Below are 18,401 nucleotides of genomic sequence, written 5' to 3'. Positions count from 1 at the left end.
CGGCCCCGTCACCTGCTGAGCTTCTTCAGCGCGGACTTCAGCAGCACGGCGACCGGCGGCGGGTCGCCGCCGTCGAGGTCGGCGGCGACCGCGTCCACGGCGGCGTCGGCGTCCTTGGCCGACCAGCCCAGGTTGATCAGGCCGTTCTGGACCTGCTCGCGCCACGGCTCGGCGCGCACGGGGGCGCGCGTGTCGCCGCCCCCGACCGGGCCGCCGAGCCGGTCCTTCAGCTCCAGCACGATCCGCTGGGCGCCCTTCTTGCCGATGCCGGGCACCTTGGTCAGCGCCGCGAGGTCCTCGCCGGACACCGCCAGCCGCAGCGCGTCGGGGCTGTGCACGGCCAGCATCGCCAGCGCCAGCCGCGGGCCGACGCCGCTGGCGGTCTGCAGCAGCTCGAACACCGTCCGCTCGTCGTCGTCGGCGAACCCGAAGAGCGTCAGCGAGTCCTCCCGGACGACCAGCGAGGTCGGGACCCTGGCCTCCTCGCCCACCCGCAGCCCGGCGAGCGTCGCCGGGGTGCACTGCACCGACAGGCCCACGCCGTGCACGTCGATGACGGCGGCGTCCGGTCCGGCGGCGGCCACCGTGCCGCTGACGAAGGCGATCACTGGCTCGTTCCCCCTCGGGTGCTGGTGCGGTCGCTCCTGGTACGGGCGGCGGCCAGCCGCGCCTGCGCGCCGCCGCGCCAGACGTGGCAGATCGCCAGCGCCAGCGCGTCGGCCGCGTCGGCCGGCTTGGGCGCGGTCTCCAGCCGCAGCAGCCGCGTCACCATCTTCGTGACCTGGGCCTTGTCCGCGCGGCCGTTGCCGGTGACGGCGGCCTTGGCCTCGCTGGGGGTGTGCATCGCCACCGGCAGCCCGCGCCGGGCGGCGACCAGCATGGCGACCCCGGCCGCCTGCGCGGTGCCCATGACGGTGCGCACGTTGTGCTGGGAGAAGACCCGCTCGACCGCGACCGCGTCGGGCCGCAGCTCGTCCATCAGGGCCTCGATGCCGATCTCGATGCCCAGCAGGCGGGTGGCGATGTCGGCGTCGGGCGCGGTCCGGACGACCTCGACGCGCACCAGCCGCAGCGGTGTGCCCGGGGCGCCGTCGACCACGCCGACCCCGCATCTGGTGAGCCCGGGGTCCACGCCCATCACCCGCAACGCCGCTCCTTCGATCTTGTGTTCGACGGGTCGCCACGCTACTAAACCCGCCGGACAATCGTCGCGTATCCCGGGGACGTGTCGTCCCACCGGGTCAGAAGTGGTCGAGCGCGAACGGCGTGGCGGCGAAGGCCGCGTCCAGGGCGGGCGCGTCGCCCTCCAGGAGCCCGGCGGAGCGGAGCGTGGAGGTCGGCACCCCGCCGTACAGGGCGGCGAGGCCGCGGGCCCCGACCCGCACGGCCGGACGGCCCGCCGCGTTCCCGCGCTCCAGGCGGCCGGCGCCGTCCCGCACGCTCAGCCACCAGGACCCGGAGTTGGCCGGGAGCTGCGGATCGTCGATCTCCAGGGCGGCCTCGGCCGACACGCCGGGCGGGAAGCCGCGCGCCTCGACCGCGGCCGGGGCGTCGATCACGCGCAGCATCCAGCGGGTCCGCCGGACCTCCTCGAACGTGCGTTCCCGGGTCAGCCAGAAGACCGGGTCGTGCGGCGCCACGTTCGCGTACACGGTGGGAACGATCGACGAGCCGGACCCGACGAGCGCCCAGAGCGCCCGCAGCGTCGCCTCCGAGCCCGCCACCACCCGCTCGACCTCCAGGGACGTGTTGCCGTCGCCCCAGTGGTAGTCCAGGAAGCCGTCCTCGGCCAGGTAGTGGTAGACGTCGCGGTCGGCCAGGTAGATCCGCCAGGCCGTCTCTCCCCAGTCGATCGGCCCGCAGTGGCCGGCGTCGCGGTGCACCCGGCGGACGGTCTCGGCCACTTCGGCGGCGTCGTCGGGGCCCGCACGGCGCGGAGAGACGGAGGTGTCGGCCCGTACCTCGCGCAACGCCTCGGCGGGGAGCGCGGCCCGGTGCAGGGAACCGGCGTGCTCCCAGCCCAGCGAACGGTACAGCGGCGTGGTCGCGGGATACAGCACCGACAGGGGGTGCCCGAACGCGGCGCAGCGCTCCAGCACCTCGGTCATCAGACGGCGGCCGACCCCCCTGCCGCGGGCCTCGGGGGCCACCGCCACCGCGCCGACGCCTCCCATGGAGACGGGACGGCCGTGCCACCACTGCGCCAGGTCGTGGATCCGCGCCATCGCCACCGGCCGGCCGCCTTCGTAGCAGGCGAGCTGGCGGCCCCCGCGCAGCGTGTGGCCCGCGAGCCGGATGCCCTGCGCCCACTGGCCGTCCGACAGCGGCCCGAACCCCTGGGAACGCAGGTCGCGGACGGCGTCCAGCCCTGCGGCGTCCAACGACCGGATCTCCATGATCCCGACCCTACGGGACGCGCGGCCGGACGCCGCCGCGAGAGGCGGGCGGAGTCCGGACGCGGACCGCGGCTAGTCGAGGGAGGCCATGATCTCGTCGGAGACGTCGAAGTTGGCGTAGACGTCCTGGACGTCGTCGGAGTCCTCCAGGGCCTCGATCAGGCGGAACACCTTCTTGGCGTTCTCCTCGTCCAGCGGGACCGAGACGCTGGGCAGCCAGCTGGAGTCGGCCGACTCGTAGTCGATCCCGGCGTCCTGCAGCGCGGTGCGCACGGCGGTCAGGTCGCCGGCCTCGGAGACGACCTCGAAGTTGTCGCCGAGGTCGTTGACCTCCTCGGCGCCGGCGTCCAGGACGGCCAGCATGAGGTCGTCCTCGGTGGTGCCCGCCTTCGGGACGATCACGACGCCCTTGCGGTTGAACAGGTACGACACCGAGCCCGGGTCGGCCAGCGAGCCGCCGTTGCGGGTGAGCGCCACGCGCACCTCGGAGGCGGCGCGGTTGCGGTTGTCGGTCAGGCATTCGACCAGGAGCGCCACACCGCCGGGGGCGTAGCCCTCGTAGGTGATGTTCTGCCAGTCGGCGCCCCCGGCCTCCTCACCGGCGCCGCGCTTGCGCGCGCGCTCGATGTTGTCGTTGGGGACGGAGTTCTTCTTCGCCTTGAAGATGGCGTCGTACAGCGTCGGGTTGGCGTCGGGGTCGCCGCCGCCGGTCCGCGCCGCGACCTCGACGTTCTTGATCAGCTTGGCGAAGAGCTTGCCCCGCTTGGCGTCGAGGGCCGCCTTCTTGTGCTTGGTCGTCGCCCATTTGGAATGGCCGGACATCCTCTTACTCCTCCTCCATCGCCCGGCGCACCAGATCGGCGAAGTAGTGGTGCACTCGGTGGTCGCCCGTCAGTTCAGGATGGAACGCGGTCGCCATGAGGCGCCCTTGGCGGACGGCGACGATCCTACCGATGTTCGGGCCGCTCTCGGCGCGGCCGAGGACGCTGACGCCCGCGCCGACGGACTCGACCCAGGGCGCGCGGATGAAGACGGCGTGGAACGGCGTGTCCCCGACGCCCTCCAGCGGCACCTCGGCCTCGAAGGAGTCGACCTGGCGGCCGAAGGCGTTGCGGCGCACCGTCATGTCGATGCCGCCGATCGTCTCCTGGCCGTCCGCGCCGTCCCGGATCCGGTCCGCCAGCATGATCATGCCGGCGCAGGAGCCGTAGGCGGGCATGCCCGCCTCGATCCGCTTGCGCAGCGGTTCGAGCAGCTCGAAGGTGCGCGCCAGCCGCCACATCGTGGTGGACTCCCCGCCGGGGACGACCAGCGCGTCCACGCGCTCCAGCTCCTCGGGGCGGCGCACCCGCACGGTCCGCGCCCCGGCGCCCTCGAGGGCCCTGGCGTGTTCGCGCACGTCGCCCTGGAGGGCGAGGACGCCGATGGTGGGCACGGCAGCAGTCACGTGGAACCTTCCGGGGAGAGTGCAGGGGCGCGGGCGCCCCTCAGGACAACCCTAGACGTTCAAGTACAACGTTCCCGGACCTGGCACGTCTTCCCCCTGGCCGGGCCCTCAGGAGAGCTTGAAGCGGCGCACCGGCAGCTCCAGCGGCAGGAAGCCGTCCTCACCGCGGTCGGTGATGCCGCGGCCGAACATGTGGGCGCCCGCCAGCGCCAGCCCGAACTCCTCGGGGTCGAAGGGCAGCGGCACGTCCGGGGCGCCGTCGTCGACGGGCTTCCAGAACGGCGCCTCGACCGGCAGCCGCCCGCCCTGGTCGACCACCACGCCGTCCTCGGCGGTGACGAACACGTCGCGGCGCAGCAGGCCCCCCTCGTACCAGCGGAACCAGCAGCCGGAGATCACGCTGTGCAGGACGAGGACGCCGCAGCGCGCGCCGGGCAGGGTCGCGGCGACGCTGTCGGCGATCCGGCGGGCGTCGTCGTCGAGGCAGAACAGCCGCCGGTCGCACAGCAGCAGCGCGCGCCCCGGGCCGTCGCCGAACACGCCGACGAACAGCTCGTCCTCGTACGGCCACAGCGCGAAGTCCAGGACCGTGTCGCCGGTCTCGGTGAGGGTCGCGGCGGGATAGAGCCCGCGGGCCAGCGTCGCGGCGGCCTCGGGATCGGGGTGGGGGTCCAGGCCCGGCCGGAACACCTCGGCGGGTTCACCGGCGCTCGCACAGGCCAGCGCGACCGACCACCCCATGATCGTCCCCTCCCGCGGCCGCCTGCCGCCCGGGGGCCCGCTCCTCCCCCAACGACCGCGCGGCCAGCGTAAACCCTGGGGCGCGGGTTGGGGAGGGGGCGCCGCAAGTAACCGGCGGGTCACCGGCCCGCCGCCCGGAGCGGCCGGGGCCTGGCCGGCCCCGGCCCGGGGTCACCAGCCGCGGCCGGCGAACTTCTGGTCCTCGCCCAGGGAGGCGACGTTGATGCCGACCATGGCGTCGCCGAGGCCGCGCGAGACCTTGGCGATCACGTCCGGGTCGTCGTGGAAGGTGGTGGCCTCGACGATGGCCTTGGCGCGCTTGGCGGGGTCGCCGGACTTGAAGATGCCCGAGCCGACGAAGACTCCCTCGGCGCCCAGCTGCATCATCATGGCCGCGTCGGCCGGGGTCGCGATGCCGCCCGCGGTGAACAGCACCACCGGCAGCCTGCCCGCCTCGGCGATCTCCTTGACCAGCTCGTACGGCGCCTGCAGCTCCTTGGCGGCCACGTACAGCTCGTCCTCGGGCAGCCCCTGTAGCCGCCTGATCTCACCCCGGATCTTGCGCATGTGGGTGGTGGCGTTGGAGACGTCGCCGGTGCCGGCCTCGCCCTTGGAGCGGATCATGGCCGCGCCCTCGGTGATCCGGCGCAGCGCCTCGCCGAGGTTGACGGCCCCGCACACGAACGGGACGGTGAACGCCCACTTGTCGATGTGGTTCTCGTAGTCGGCCGGGGTCAGGACCTCGGACTCGTCCACGTAGTCGACGCCCAGCGCCTGCAGCACCCGGGCCTCGACGAAGTGGCCGATCCGGGCCTTGGCCATGACGGGGATGGAGACCGCCGCCTTGATGCCCTCGATCATGTCGGGGTCGCTCATCCGGGAGATGCCGCCCTCGGCGCGGATGTCGGCGGGCACCCGCTCGAGCGCCATCACGGCGACCGCGCCGGCGTCTTCGGCGATCTTCGCCTGGTCGGGCGTGACCACGTCCATGATCACTCCGCCCTTGAGCATCTCCGCCATGCCGCGCTTGACCCGGGCGGTCCCGGTGGCGGGAGCGTTGGTCGGCTCGGGGGCGGGATTCGCAGTGGACACGGGCATTCCTCACGTGGACGGACGACGGGTATGAATCCATGATATTGCCTGCTCGACACGGCCCTGGACCCGCCATGGTGTCAAGATCGCGGGCGCCTTCCTTACGGAGTGGAGCCTTGCACCGCGGTGCCCGCGCCTGCAGGGGGCACCGGGGCCTCAGGGGATGCGGGGGCTGCCGTTGTTGACGAGCACCATCCACACCTGACCGGGCGCGAACGTCATCGGCTCGCCGCCGGCGGTGGTGAAGGTCGTCCCCTTGTCCTCCGACGGCCGCGACCACGTGGTGTCGTAGGCCTTGCCGTCGCGCAGCACCACGGCGCGCCCGGTGCCGGTGGTCTTGATCAGCGGCGTGTAGTTGCCGAGGAAGTCGTGGAACTGCGAACGGGTCGTCTCGGCGTACTGGACGACCACCGTCCGCCCGCCCAGGACCCCGCCCTCGGCCGCGGTGTTGGTCCGGCCGTTGTGGGCCGACAGCCACCGCTTCTGCTTGGCCGACCAGGTGAAGGACATCCGCGTGGACGGCCAGCGGGCGGTGAACGTCGCGGTCGGCTTGCCGCCCTCGGGCGCCGGGCCGAACCGGAACCCGATGTCGCGCGGCCCCTCCGCCTTGGGTGCCTGCTTCAGCAGCGTCCTCGGGTTGGCGTAGAGGTTGTAGGGGATGGGCTTGGGCCCGTAGCGGAAGTAGGCGCGGCCGCCGTTGTCCTGCGAGATGTCGTACACCGGCGCCTGCTTGATGTACTTCTTCATCTTGCTCTGGACGCCGGAGAACGCGAACGCGGGCCGTCCGAACTGCGGGAGGAGGTGCAGGTCGGAGATCCGGGCGCTGCGCACCGGCCCGACCCGCGCGGGCAGCTTGGAGGAGTAGACGGCCATCAGCCGGGTCTCGCCGCCCTCGACCTGCTCCACGTACACGATGTCGGCCGAGCCCACCCCGGTCTGCGGCAGCGCCATCTGCGTGTTCTCGATCTTCACGGCCAGGACCGGGTTGTTCACTCCGGCCCGCCCGCCGGTGAAGGGATGCGTGGCGGGCGCCGACGGCCGGTCGGCGCCGCCGCCGGGGGCGGCGGCGTTGGGGGGCGCGGCCGTTTCGGGCCCGTCCGAGCCGGAGCACGCCGTCAGGGCGCCGCCGAGCACGGCGGCACCGATTCCGGCGGCCAGCCGTCCGCGCACCCCTCCGGCCCATGCGTTTCGCACGTTCTCACCCTCCAGTCGGCAACCTGCCCGAGGGTAGCGAATACGAATTACCGCATTGGTCCGGTTCAATCCCGGGCATCCCGGGGTCTTCCGGTCAGGTCAGCCGCGCAGGGCCTCCGGCGGATCGTCGTCGATCTCGAAGAAGCCCGGCAGCGGCGCCCGCCCGGCCAGCGGCAGCACCCGGATCAGCATCTTGCGGCGCGCGGTCCGGGCCTGCGCGACCGCGTCGTTGTAGAACCGGCGGGCGTAGACGACCTTGGCCGCCGCCCCGCCCATCTCGTCCAGCACCGGCTGCCCGCCGCCCTTCTCCTTCAGGGTGTCGGAGAAGTCGGGCTGGTCCACCACCGCCCGCAGCGCGCGGGACAGGTCGCTCTCGGCGAACTCCCGGGACTCGGCGTCGGCGGTGCGCGCCTCGTGCGCCGCGGTGGCCAGCACCAGGCTGGTCGCGGGGTCCAGCAGCCGCGAGGCGGCCAGCTCCAGCGCCACCGCCGCGCGCCGCACCAGCGCCGCGTCCAGCGCGGCGCGGGCCGTCTCCACGCGCACGTGCAGCCGGTCCAGCCGGGTGGCACGCCAGGAGACGTACACGCCGACGAGGAAGACGACCGCGATCCAGAACAGGACGTCGATGATCCAGTCGGGGAACATGTGATCGAAACCTCTCAGGCCCCGCGACCGGACTCGACGACACCGGCGCCGTCCAGCGCGACCGTCTCGTACACCCGCAGCACGTCGCGCGCCACCGCCGACCAGTCGTAGCGGCGGACGGCGGCGCGCGCCTCGGCCGACAGCTGCTTGCGCCGGGCCGGGTCGTCCAGCAGCTCGCCCGCCGCGGCGGCCAGCGCCTCGTGGTCGCCGACCGGGAACAGCGCCCCGGCGCGGCCGCCCAGCAGCACCCGGTCGAAGGCCTCGATGTCGCTGGCCAGGATCGGGGCGCCCGCCGACATGGCCTCGGCCAGCACGATGCCGAAGCTCTCCCCGCCCAGGTTGGGCGCCACGAAGACGTCCACCGAATGGTAGGCGCGGACCTTGTCCTCCTCGCTGACCATGCCCAGCACCACCACCCGGTCGCGGAGCTCGGGCGAGACCTTGGCGACCGCGTCGTCGGCGTCGCCGGGCCCGGCCAGCAGCAGCCGCAGCCCGGGCCGCTCGCGGCCGAGGATCTCGAACGCGCGCAGCAGCACCGGCAGGCCCTTGCGCTGCTCGTCCATGCGGCCCAGGAAGCCCAGCGCGCCGCCGGCGCCGCGGCCGGTCCCGGCCTCCTCGCCGCCGTCGGCCCGGCCCGGCCAGCCGGGCAGCGGCTCGGCCATCGCGTACCGCTCGGTGGCGACCCCGTTGGGGATCAGCACCGCGTCGCCGCCCAGATGCTCCACCAGCGTCTTGCGGGCCGCCTCCGACACCGCGATCCGACCGGTGATCTTCTCCAGCGCGCTCTGCAGGATCGGCGCCGTGACCGACACCAGCCGCGACTTCTGGTACGAGGCGTGGAACGTGCCCACGATCGGCCCGTCCGCCGCCCAGCAGGCCAGGATGCCCAGCGACGGCGCCGCGGGCTCGTGCACGTGCAGCACGTCGAAGCCGCCCTCGTTGATCCACCGCCGGACCCGGCCGGCCGACAGGAACCCGAAGGCGACCCGGCCCACCGAGCCGTTGTAGGGCACCGGCACGGCCCGGCCCGCCGGCACCACGAACGGGGGCAGCGGGACGTCGTCGTCGGCGGGCGCGATCACCGACACCTCGTGGCCGAGGCCGATCAGCGCCTCCGCCAGGTCGCGGATGTGCTGCTGGACGCCGCCCGGGACGTCCCACTCGTACGGGCAGACGATGCCGATCCTCACCGGCCCGCCTCCTCCAGATCCTCGACCCACACCTTCTGGAGCATGTGCCAGTCCTCGGGGTGCGCGGCGATGCCCTCCTCGAACACGCGTGCGAGCTGCTGCGTCATGGCCTGGATCTTCTCCTGTCTGACGCCCCCGGCCGGAACCGGGATCTCGTCGTGGACACGCGCCGCCCAGTACTCGCCTTCGTACCACAGGGTGACCGGGAGGAGCGCGGCCCCCGTCTGGACCGCCAGCGCCCCCGACACCGCCGGCATCCGGGCGGCGGACCCGAAGAACTCCACCTCGATCCCGCTCTCGGTGAGGTCGCGGTCGACGACCAGGCACACCATGCCGCCGCCGCGCAGCCGCTGGGCGAGCCGCCCGTAGGCCGAGGCGCCCCTGTGCGCCAGCACCTCCATGCCCAGGCTCTCACGGAACGCCACGAACCGGTCGAAGAGGGATTCGGGCCGCAGCCGCTCGGCCACGGTGGTGAAGGTCTGGCCCTGGTGGGCCAGCCAGGCGCCCGCGTGCTCGTAGTTGCCCATGTGGGGCAGCGCCAGGATGACGCCGCGGCCGGAGTCGAGGGTGGAGAAGATCTTCTCGTGGCCGGTGACCCGCATCCGGCCGACGACGCGCTCGCGGTCGTACTCCGGCAGCCGGAACACCTCCAGCCAGTAGCGGAAGTAGGACCGCATGACCTTCTTGCTGAGGATCCTGACCTCGTCGTCGACGGCGTCCTTGCCCAGCACCCGGGACAGGTTGCGCTCCAGTTGGCGCACGCCGTGGCCGTGCCGCTGCCAGGTGCGGTCGGCCAGGGCGGTGAAGGCCGCCCTGGCGGCCCGTTCGGGCATCTTGCGAACGATCGTCCAGCCGAGCGCGTAGGCGGTGTCCATCACCTCGTCGCGGACGGACGCGAGCTTGGAGGGCGCGGCGCCCGCGGTCACGCGGGGCGCTCCGCCCGCTGCTTGGCGCCGCCGCTGCGGCGACCGGAGCGGCCGCCGCCGTCACGGCCGCGGGGGACGTTCTTCGGCTCGGCGCGCGGGACCGCCGGCGCCGCCCCTTCCTTATCCTTCTGCTCCGGGGCGGCCGCGGCGCCGTTCTGACCGGCGGCGGGCCCGGTCCCGTCCTCTTCGGACTCCTCGGACTCCTCGGCCTCCCCGGACGCGCCGGACGCGTCGGCGGCCAGCGCCTGGGCCCGCACGGTCGCGAACCGCTGCCCGACCGTGACCGTGCTGAGCGCGGCCAGCACCCACAGCGCCAGGGCCAGGATGAACGGCACCCCGAGGCCGTCGAACCCGGCCGCCACCAGCACCACGATCAGCCGTTCGGCGCGCTCGGCGATCCCCACGTCGCAGGTGTACCCGAGCCCCTCGGCGCGGGCCTTGGCGTAGGAGACCACGGCCCCGGCGACCAGGCAGTACAGCGCCAGCCAGGCCAGGCCCTCCTGGCCGTCCCGGTACAGCCCGATCATCAGCCCGGAGAAGATCGCCGCGTCCGCGACCCGGTCCATCGTGGAGTCGAGGAACGCGCCCCACTTGGAGATCTTGCCGGTGACCCGGGCCACCGCCCCGTCCAGCATGTCGAACAGCACGAACGCGGTGATGACCATCGTGCCCCAGAAGAACTCGCCGCGCGGGAAGAACCCCAGCGCCCCGGCGAGCACGCCCGCCGTCCCGATGACGGTGATGGCGTTGGGCGAGACCCCGGTCCGCGCGACGGTCTGGCCGATGGGGGTCAGAACGCGTCCCAGCGCGGGCCGCAGTTTGTTGAGCATCGCGTCCGATCCTGTGAAGTCGTGGTGGAGGTCCCGCCGGGATCGCTCCAGGGTCCGCACCGGGCCCGCGGCGAACGACGCCCGCGGGCCGCGCAGCGCGCCCATCGTAGTGGGAGCGCTCGTCGCCGGGGGTCAAGGCGGCGCGCCGTGGGCAGGTTCACCTGAGAAGTGATGGCGGACGTTTGCCGTTCACCTCTTGTGATCCTCGCCGTCACGGGAAAAGGTATTGACACGGGTGTGACGTCGGTCACGCCGTCGGGAGGTGGCCTGGCGCCGCACTCGGACGTGAGGACCGGGCCCCGCCAGGGGCCGGGCCCTCAGCCGCACACGGCCCCGCGGGGCCCGTCCGAGGAGGTAGTCATGGCGGACAAGGGAGGCCATCCGGGAGGCTCCGGGAGGGCACCGGAGGCCGGCCGGCCCGACAGGGTGCGCAACGTCGCGCTGGTCGGCCATTCGGGGGCGGGCAAGACCACGCTGGTCGAGGCGCTGCTGGCCGCGACCGGCACCGTCCAGCGCCGCGGGCGCGTGGAGGACGGCACCACGGTCAGCGACTTCGACGAGGTGGAGGTGCGCCAGCAGCGCTCGGTCAACCTGGCGCTGGCACCGCTGACCTTCGGCGACGTCAAGGTCAATCTCATCGACACACCCGGGTACGCCGACTTCGTCGGCGACCTGCGGGCCGGGCTGCGCGCCGCCGACGCCGCCCTGTTCGTCATCTCGGCGGTGGACGGCATCGACGGCCTCACCAGGCTGCTGTGGGAGGAGTGCGCGGCGGTCGGCATGCCGCGCGCGGTCGTCGTCACCAAGATCGACCAGCAGCGCGGCGACTTCGACGACGTCGTGCTGGCCTGCCAGGACGCCTTCGGCGAGGGCGTGCTCCCCTGCTACTTCCCGGTCGGCTCGGGCGACGGCCTCAAGGGCGTGATCGGGCTGCTCACCCAGCGCTGCCTGGACTACTCCTCCGGCGAGCGCGTCGAGTGCGCCCCCGACCCGGAGTTCCTGGACCAGATCGCCGAGCAGCGCGCCGCGCTGATCGAGGGGATCATCCAGGAGAGCGAGGACGAGACCCTCATGGACCGGTACCTGTCCGGCGAGGAGCTCCCGGTCAAGGAGCTCATCGAGGACCTGGAGACCGCGGTGGCGCGCGGCAGCTTCTACCCGGTGCTGGCCACCTCCGTCCCGCACGGCGACCATCCCGGCCCCGTGATCGGCATGCTGGAGCTGCTGGAGGTCATCACCCAGGCGTTCCCCTCGCCGCCCGAGCACGGCATCCCGACCGTGACCGGCGTGGACGGCGGACCGGCCAGGAACATCGCGTGCGACCCCGAGGGCCCGCTGGTCGCCGAGGTCGTCAAGACCACCTCCGACCCCTACGTCGGCCGGATCTCGCTGGTCCGGGTCTTCTCCGGCACGCTGCGTCCCGACAGCACCGTGCACGTGTCCGGGCACGGCCTGGAGGACCGCGGCCACGAGGACCACGACGTCGACGAACGGGTGGGCGCGCTCACATCCCCGCTGGGCAAGGCGCAGCGCATCATCTCCTCGTGCGCCGCCGGCGACATCTGCGCCGTCGCCAAGCTGGGCCGGGCCGAGACCGGCGACACCCTGTCCGATCCCGGCGAGCCGCTGCTGATGGCGCCCTGGTCGATGCCCGACCCGCTGCTGCCCGTCGCCATCCAGGCCCACTCCAAGGCCGACGAGGACAAGCTCAGCCAGGCGCTGGGCCGGCTGGTCGCCGAGGACCCGACACTGCGGCTGGAGAACAACTCCGAGACCCGCCAGCTGGTGCTGTGGTGCATGGGCGAGGCCCACGCCGACGTGCTGATCGAGCGGCTCCGCACCCGCTACGGCGTGGAGGTCGAGCGGATCGAGCTGCGGGTGCCGCTGCGCGAGACGTTCGGCGCCGCCGCCCAGGGCCTGGGACGGCACGTCAAGCAGAGCGGCGGGCACGGCCAGTACGGCATCTGCCACATCGACGTGGAGCCGCTGCCCTCGGGCGAGGGCTTCGAGTTCGTCGACAAGATCGTCGGCGGGGTGGTGCCGCGCCAGTTCATCCCCTCGGTGGAGAAGGGCGTCAAGCAGCAGATGGCGCGCGGGGTGTCGGCCGGCTATCCCATGGTCGACATCAAGGTCACCCTGCACGACGGCAAGGCCCACTCGGTCGACTCCTCCGACATGGCGTTCCAGGCCGCCGGCGCGCAGGGCCTCAAGGACGCGGCGGCCAAGGTCCCGATCCTGCTGCTGGAGCCGGTCGACGAGGTCACGGTGCTGATCGGCGACGACTACGTGGGCCAGGTCATGTCCGACCTGACCTCGCGGCGCGGGCGCGTGCTGGGCTCGGAGTCGGTGCCCGGCGGCCGGACGCTGATCAGGGCGGAGGTCCCGCAGCTGGAGATCATCCGGTACGCGATCGACCTGCGCTCGCTGTCGCAGGGCACCGGCACCTTCAACCGCGTGTTCCTGCGGTACGAGCCGCTGCCCAGCACCATGGCCGACAAGGTGTCGGCCGAGGCCAGAACGGTCTGAGCGGGCCGCCCGGCCCCGGGGCGCGCGAGCCCGCGGCGCCCCGGGGCCGCCGCTCTCGCGGGGGGCGTGCGGGTTCGGCACGGCGCCCGGTACGGGTCAGCGGGATGCGGGGCCCGGTCCGGGTCTCTGCTCGGCGGGGAGCGCGCACGCGGGCGTGGCCCCCGGCAGGCGGCCCCGGTTGCCGGCCACCAGGCGGTAGACGCCGTGCGCCGCCCAGCGCAGCGGCGGCACCCGGATCAGCAGCCCGAGCGGCCGCCACGGACCCCCGGCGTCGACCAGCAGCATCGCGGCGGCCTGCGCGCCCCCGTAGAGGCGGCCGTCGCGCGCCACCCAGACGACCTCGCGCGAGGCCCGCTCGACAGAGGTGCCGAGCGCGTCCAGATCGGCCACCTGGTAGGGCACCGGCTCGGCCGAGGTGGGGACGCGCCGCTCCACGAACCGCACGGAGGCGGTGCAGAAACCGCAGTCGCCGTCGTACAGCAGCACGGGCCGGTCTCGCTTCGTCATTCCCCCGTCCTGCCCGCGGGGCCGGCGTCCCAAGCCGAGTGCCGGTAGTAACACTCTGAGGGGGCGACCCCTCAGACTCCCCGGCAAGAGCGGGACTGACCGTCACCCTCCACTCCGCCGGCGCTCCGCTCCGGGTGCCGGTCGTTTCACCCTGAGGGGGCGACCCCTCAGACTCCCCGGCAAGAGCGGGACTGACCGTCACCCTCCACTCCGCCGGCGCTCCGCTCCGGGTGCCGGTCAGTCGTGCCCGGGCCAGGCGTCGGCCAGGATCTGGCGGGTGTCGCGCAGGAGCTGCGGGAGCACCTTGGTGCGGCCGACCACCGGCATGAAGTTGGTGTCGCCGCCCCAGCGCGGCACCACGTGCTGGTGCAGGTGCGCGGCGATCCCGGCGCCGGCGACGTGGCCGAGGTTCATGCCGACGTTGAACCCCTGCGCGCCGCTGGCCTTGCGCAGCGCGGTCAGGGCGCGGCGGGTCAGCTTGGCCAGCTCGTCGTACTCGGCCGGGTCCAGTTCGGCGTAGTCGGCCACGTGCCGGAACGGCACCACCATCAGGTGCCCGGAGTTGTACGGGTAGAGGTTGAGCACCGCGTAGACCCACTGGCCGCGGGCCACGATCAGGCCGTCCTCGTCGCTCATCTCGGGGATCTCGCAGAACGGACAGCCGTCGTCGGCGCCCGCGCCGGTCGGCTTGCCCTCGCCCTTGATGTAGGCCATCCGGTGCGGCGTCCACAGCCGCTGGAAGTTGTCGGGCATTCCGGCGCCGCCCCGTTCCTCCTCGAAACGGGGCTGGCGAGCGGTCTGCGCCCCCGGCTCGGGCGCTTCCTCGCGCACCTCCGGCATCACAGGCTCCTCCGGCTCTACGCTCAAGGCGGCGGTCTCCTTTTGTTCACGGCCTGACCAGCAGCATAGAGAGAGAAGCCGGAGGCCATGAAGCCGGGATGCCTCCGGCGCGGCCCCGGCGCCGCCCTGGCACGCCCCCTTCGGCGACCCCGATTCGCTCCGTACTCGGCAGAACGTGCAGAGTTGGCTTGAGTTCACCAGACATCACCAGACTTCACCCGAGTCGTCCCCCGCCACCGTCGTCACTCCGACACCATGGGGGGCGAAACGGGACGGGCAACGACCGTGGGGAGCCGAACGATGACCGACCTCGACAAGGAATTCCCGGGCGGCGGAGCGGAGGACCCGCGTCCGGAGGTCAGGTCCATGCCGTTCTTCCCGGGGCCGCCGGCCCCGGGGCCGTCCTCGGGACCGTCGTCGACCGGCGGCGTCCCGCTGCCCGCCCCCGCGCCGGTTCCCCCGAGCACTCCCCCGGCCGCTCCCCCCGCCGCTCCCGCGCCCGAGGAACGCCAGGCGCCCGCCATCCCGACCGCCACCTCCGCCGCGGTCGTCAAGGGCCGAATCACCATCGAGGATCAGGTGATCGAGAAGATCGCGAGACTGGCCGCGCTGGAGGTCGAGGGGGTCGCCGCGTCGTCCGTGCGGCCCTCCTCCCCGGGCGGGCCGGCCGGCGGGGCACCGCCCGAGGGGACGGGGCGGCCCGGCGGCCGGGGCCCCGCGCACGACAACGAGATCTCGCTGGACCTCACCCTCACCGTCGAGTACGGCCGGGTGGTCATGGACGTGGCCAAGGAGGTCAAGACCAACGTGGCCCGGGTGGTCAGCCAGATGCTCGGGATGCGCGTGGTCGCGGTGAACATCTCCGTGGACGACGTCGTCCTGCCCGCCGCGGCCGGGCGCGACGGACGCGCCCCGGCCTGACCCGGCGGAGAGAGATCGGGGTCGTTCCCCTCCCGCCCACGGGAACGACCCCGACGATCCCTCGGGCCGCCATCGCGACCAGGAACGCACTCTAGACAGCGCGAGGATCCGCACGAAGCGGTTTCGCCCGGTTACCGCCCGGCGCGCGCGTAGCAGGTCTGCATCGCCACGCCGACGGACACCGTGGTGATCTTCACCCGTTCCACCATCGGCTCCGTGACGCCCGCGAACCGGAACGAGTGCGGCCGGCCGCCGGTCGCGGTGCCCTGCCGGGACTGCGGCGCCCGGCCGCGCAGCGACACCTCGGCGCGGACGAGCCCGCTGGCCGCGACGTTGACGGTGACCTCCAGGCCGCCGGCCGCGGCCCGGTAGAACGCGGTGCCGGCCGGGCACCAGGTGACGGTGCCGCCGCCCCCGCCCGGCCCCGCCGGGCCGCCGCCGCCCTGGTCCTGCCCGCCGCCCTGCCCGGGCGTGCTCCCCCGGCTCTGCTGCGGCTCGGGGTCGACGGCGCCCGTCCCGCCGGGAAGGGGCTGGACGGGCTGGGGCGCGGCGGGGGTCGTCCCCGTGCCGGAGGCGGCGCGGCCGTTTCCGGCCGCCCCGCGCGGCTCGTCGCCGAGCAGCGGCACCAGCAGGACCGCCACGGCCGCCGCCACGAGCGCCAGCGCCCCGCCGTACCCGGCGAACCGGCTCCAGGCCGGGGCGCGGCGCCCGGCCGCCCTGCGCGTGGACTTCATACCGCCGTGGACTCCAAACCAGTGGGCGTCGAGGCTGCAGCGCCCGACACTACCGAACGGTAACAACTTTCGGAGCGCCATGCCCGCGGACGGCACCGATGACCACAGAGGAGCAGAGAGGAGCGGACCGCGGGGATCAGACCTGGACGCGGTCCCGGACGGCCGCCACGACCTCCTCGACCGCCTCCTCGATGGAGACCCCGTTCTTCTGCTCGCCGCTGCGGTAGCGGAACGACACCGCGTCCTTGGCCACGTCGTCGTCCCCGGCCAGCAGCATGAAGGGCACCTTCTGCTTCTGGGCGTTGCGGATCTTCTTCTGCATCCGGTCGGCGGAGGCGTCGACCTCCACCCGGATCCCCCGCTCGCGCAGCCGCTCGGCCACCTTCTGCAGGTGCGGGACGTGCGCGTCGCCGATCGGGATCCCGACCACCTGGACCGGCGCCAGCCACGGCGGCATCGCACCCGCGTAGTGCTCCAGCAGCACCCCGAAGAACCGCTCGATCGACCCGAACAGCGCCCGGTGGATCATGACCGGCTGCTGCCGCGACCCGTCGGCGGCCTGGTACTCCAGCTCGAACCGCTTCGGCTGGTTGAAGTCGACCTGGATGGTCGACAGCTGCCAGGTGCGGCCGATCGCGTCCTTGGCCTGCACGGAGATCTTCGGGCCGTAGAACGCGGCGCCGCCCGGGTCGTCCACCAGGTCGAGCCCGGAGTCGTCGGCGGCCTCCTTGAGCGCGGCGGTCGCCTCCGCCCAGTCCTCCTCGACGCCGATGAACTTCTCCGAGTCGTCCCGGGTGGACAGCTCCAGGTAGAACTCGTCGAGCCCGTAGTCGCGCAGCAGGTCGAGCACGAAGCCGAGCAGGTTCTTGATCTCCCCGACCATCTGCTCGCGGGTGCAGTAGATGTGCGCGTCGTCCTGGGTCATCCCGCGCACCCGGGTGAGGCCGTGCACCACGCCGGACTTCTCGAACCGGTAGACGCTGCCGAACTCGAACAGCCGCAGCGGCAGCTCGCGGTACGACCGCCCGCGCGCCCGGAAGATCAGGTTGTGCATCGGGCAGTTCATCGGCTTGAGGTAGTAGTCCCCGCCGTCCACCTCCATGGGCGGGAACATGTCGTCCTTGTACCAGCCCAGGTGCCCGGAGACCTCGAAGAGGTTCTGCTTGGTGATGTGCGGGGTGTTGACGAACTCGTAGCCCGCCTCCTCGTGCCGCCGCCGCGAGTAGTCCTCCATCACCCGGCGGACCACGCCGCCCTTGGGGTGGAAGACGGCCAGGCCGCTGCCGATCTCGGGCGGGAAGGAGAACAGGTCGAGTTCGGCGCCCAGCCTGCGGTGGTCGCGCTTCTCGGCCTCCTCCAGCAGCTTGAGGTACTCGTCCTGCTTCTCCCGCGACTCCCAGGCGGTGCCGTAGATCCGCTGGAGCTGCGGGTTCTTCTCGCTGCCCCGCCAGTACGCGCCGCCCGAGCGCATCAGCTTGAAGGCGGGGATGACGCGGGTGGTCGGCAGGTGCGGGCCCCGGCACAGGTCCTTCCAGCGCAGCTCGCCGGACTTGGCGTCGAGGTTGTCGTAGATGGTCAGCTCGCCGGCGCCCACCTCGACGTCGGCGCCCTCGCCCGCCTCGGGGGCCGAGCCCTTGAGGCCGATCAGCTCCAGCTTGTACGGCTCGCGGGCCAGCTCCTCCCGGGCCTCCTCGTCGGAGACCGGGCGGCGGGAGAACCGCTGCCCCTGCTTGACGATCTCGCGCATCCGCTTCTCGATGCGCTTGAGGTCCTCGGGGGTGAACGGCTCGGGCACGTCGAAGTCGTAGTAGAAGCCGTTCTCCACCGGCGGGCCGATGCCCAGCCGGGCCTCGGGGAACAGCTCCTGGACGGCCTGCGCCATCACGTGCGCGGCCGAGTGCCGCATGATCGCCCGCCCGTCGGCCGAGCCGATCTCGACCGGCTCCACGCTCTCGCCCTCGCGGACCCGGTAGGCCAGGTCGCGCAACTCGCCGTCCACCCGGGCGGCGATGACGGTGCGCCCGTCGGCGTCCAGCACGGTCCCGGCGGTCGACCCCGGCTCCACCACCCGCTCGCTTCCGTCGAGGGTGATGCGCAGCTCAGGCACGGTGGACACGGGTACTCCTCGCGATGATGAAGGCGATGATGAAGGGATGTGCACGGGGTCCGATCCAGGACCGGGGTCCGATGCTACCGAGTCCGGCAGGTCACCGGACGCATCCTCCCCAGGGCCCTCGGCCCGTTCCCGTCCGGGGGCCGGTTCCTGTCCCATGGTTCGCTCCTGTCTCGTCGTATCGGTGGGAGCGGCCCCGGGGAACGGCCCTGGCAAAGGCGAAAGGCCCCGGGATCGCTCCCGGGGCCTCGCCGCTGGCTCGTCAGGTCAGGCGGCGGTCGCGCCGGGAGTCCCCGGCG

The 18,401-nt window shown here is 73.2% G+C and carries 17 protein-coding genes and 1 pseudogene; 2 read left to right on the top strand and 16 right to left on the bottom strand.

What is annotated here, in order from left to right:
- Window positions 1-8: 8 nt before the first annotated feature.
- From ruvA to pgsA, 12 genes and pseudogenes are all read right to left on the bottom strand, one after another.
- Window positions 9-608 (bottom strand): Holliday junction branch migration protein RuvA, encoded by a 600-nt coding sequence (gene ruvA / locus ACZ466_RS42830; RefSeq protein WP_378282328.1) that lies wholly within the window; start codon window positions 606-608, stop codon window positions 9-11.
- Window positions 605-1,147, bottom strand: a complete 543-nt coding sequence (gene ruvC, locus ACZ466_RS42825; protein ID WP_378282329.1) for a crossover junction endodeoxyribonuclease RuvC — start codon at window positions 1,145-1,147, stop codon at window positions 605-607. Before ruvC ends, ruvA begins: the two co-directional genes overlap by 4 nt.
- A 94-nt stretch (window positions 1,148-1,241) precedes the next feature.
- On the bottom strand, window positions 1,242-2,396 hold the full coding sequence (locus ACZ466_RS42820; protein ID WP_378282330.1) for a GNAT family N-acetyltransferase: 1,155 nt from the start codon (window positions 2,394-2,396) through the stop codon (window positions 1,242-1,244).
- A 72-nt stretch (window positions 2,397-2,468) separates the two neighbouring features.
- Window positions 2,469-3,218, bottom strand: coding sequence for a YebC/PmpR family DNA-binding transcriptional regulator (locus ACZ466_RS42815; protein ID WP_378282331.1), 750 nt, complete (start codon window positions 3,216-3,218; stop codon window positions 2,469-2,471).
- Between the two features lie 4 nt (window positions 3,219-3,222).
- The gene (gene pdxT / locus ACZ466_RS42810) at window positions 3,223-3,843 is read right to left on the bottom strand and encodes a pyridoxal 5'-phosphate synthase glutaminase subunit PdxT (protein ID WP_378282332.1); all 621 of its coding nucleotides are present in this window, start codon (window positions 3,841-3,843) and stop codon (window positions 3,223-3,225) included.
- 108 nt (window positions 3,844-3,951) lie between these two features.
- On the bottom strand, window positions 3,952-4,584 hold the full coding sequence (locus ACZ466_RS42805) for a DUF6928 family protein (RefSeq protein WP_378282333.1): 633 nt from the start codon (window positions 4,582-4,584) through the stop codon (window positions 3,952-3,954).
- A 171-nt stretch (window positions 4,585-4,755) separates the two neighbouring features.
- On the bottom strand, window positions 4,756-5,682 hold the full coding sequence (gene pdxS / locus ACZ466_RS42800; RefSeq protein WP_464041904.1) for a pyridoxal 5'-phosphate synthase lyase subunit PdxS: 927 nt from the start codon (window positions 5,680-5,682) through the stop codon (window positions 4,756-4,758).
- A gap of 150 nt (window positions 5,683-5,832) precedes the next feature.
- Window positions 5,833-6,870, bottom strand: coding sequence for a DUF3048 domain-containing protein (locus ACZ466_RS42795; protein WP_378282335.1), 1,038 nt, complete (start codon window positions 6,868-6,870; stop codon window positions 5,833-5,835).
- A 99-nt stretch (window positions 6,871-6,969) separates the two neighbouring features.
- Entirely contained in the window at window positions 6,970-7,515 is a 546-nt protein-coding gene (locus ACZ466_RS42790; protein WP_378282336.1) for a LemA family protein, read from the bottom strand.
- Between the two features lie 14 nt (window positions 7,516-7,529).
- Window positions 7,530-8,705: a glycosyltransferase family 4 protein gene (locus tag ACZ466_RS42785; RefSeq protein WP_378282337.1), complete on the bottom strand. Its 1,176-nt coding sequence runs from the start codon at window positions 8,703-8,705 to the stop codon at window positions 7,530-7,532.
- A complete protein-coding gene (locus ACZ466_RS42780) occupies window positions 8,702-9,631 on the bottom strand; it encodes a phosphatidylinositol mannoside acyltransferase (protein ID WP_378282338.1) in 930 nt (309 codons plus the stop codon). The genes ACZ466_RS42785 and ACZ466_RS42780 overlap by 4 nt, the downstream gene beginning before the upstream one ends.
- 218 nt (window positions 9,632-9,849) lie before the next feature.
- Window positions 9,850-10,461 (bottom strand): annotated as a pseudogene (pgsA, locus tag ACZ466_RS42775) (phosphatidylinositol phosphate synthase); the annotation flags it as partial.
- A gap of 360 nt (window positions 10,462-10,821) precedes the next feature.
- Here pgsA and ACZ466_RS42770 point away from each other — a divergent pair.
- The gene (locus ACZ466_RS42770; protein WP_378282339.1) at window positions 10,822-12,987 is read left to right on the top strand and encodes an elongation factor G-like protein EF-G2; all 2,166 of its coding nucleotides are present in this window, start codon (window positions 10,822-10,824) and stop codon (window positions 12,985-12,987) included.
- A gap of 96 nt (window positions 12,988-13,083) precedes the next feature.
- Here the strand turns inward: ACZ466_RS42770 and ACZ466_RS42765 are convergent, their stop codons facing one another.
- Both ACZ466_RS42765 and ACZ466_RS42760 read right to left on the bottom strand, forming a co-directional pair.
- Window positions 13,084-13,494, bottom strand: a complete 411-nt coding sequence (locus tag ACZ466_RS42765) for a thiol-disulfide oxidoreductase DCC family protein (protein WP_378282340.1) — start codon at window positions 13,492-13,494, stop codon at window positions 13,084-13,086.
- 237 nt (window positions 13,495-13,731) lie between these two features.
- Entirely contained in the window at window positions 13,732-14,334 is a 603-nt protein-coding gene (locus ACZ466_RS42760) for an HIT family protein (protein WP_378282341.1), read from the bottom strand.
- Between the two features lie 300 nt (window positions 14,335-14,634).
- Here ACZ466_RS42760 and ACZ466_RS42755 point away from each other — a divergent pair, with 300 nt between their 5' ends.
- Entirely contained in the window at window positions 14,635-15,255 is a 621-nt protein-coding gene (locus ACZ466_RS42755) for an Asp23/Gls24 family envelope stress response protein (RefSeq protein WP_378282342.1), read from the top strand.
- Window positions 15,256-15,386: 131 nt separating this feature from the next.
- On the opposite strand, the gene ACZ466_RS42750 is transcribed toward ACZ466_RS42755, so the two are convergent.
- The gene (locus ACZ466_RS42750; RefSeq protein WP_378282343.1) at window positions 15,387-15,989 is read right to left on the bottom strand and encodes a hypothetical protein; all 603 of its coding nucleotides are present in this window, start codon (window positions 15,987-15,989) and stop codon (window positions 15,387-15,389) included.
- 136 nt (window positions 15,990-16,125) lie between these two features.
- Complete coding sequence (thrS, locus tag ACZ466_RS42745) at window positions 16,126-18,105, bottom strand: threonine--tRNA ligase (RefSeq protein WP_378282344.1); 1,980 nt, start codon at window positions 18,103-18,105, stop codon at window positions 16,126-16,128.
- Window positions 18,106-18,401: the final 296 nt, after the last annotated feature.

Source organism: Actinomadura rugatobispora (assembly GCF_055379765.1).
The sequence above is the reverse complement of the archived record's forward strand: the minus strand, read 5'-3'. Positions and strand labels throughout refer to the sequence as shown.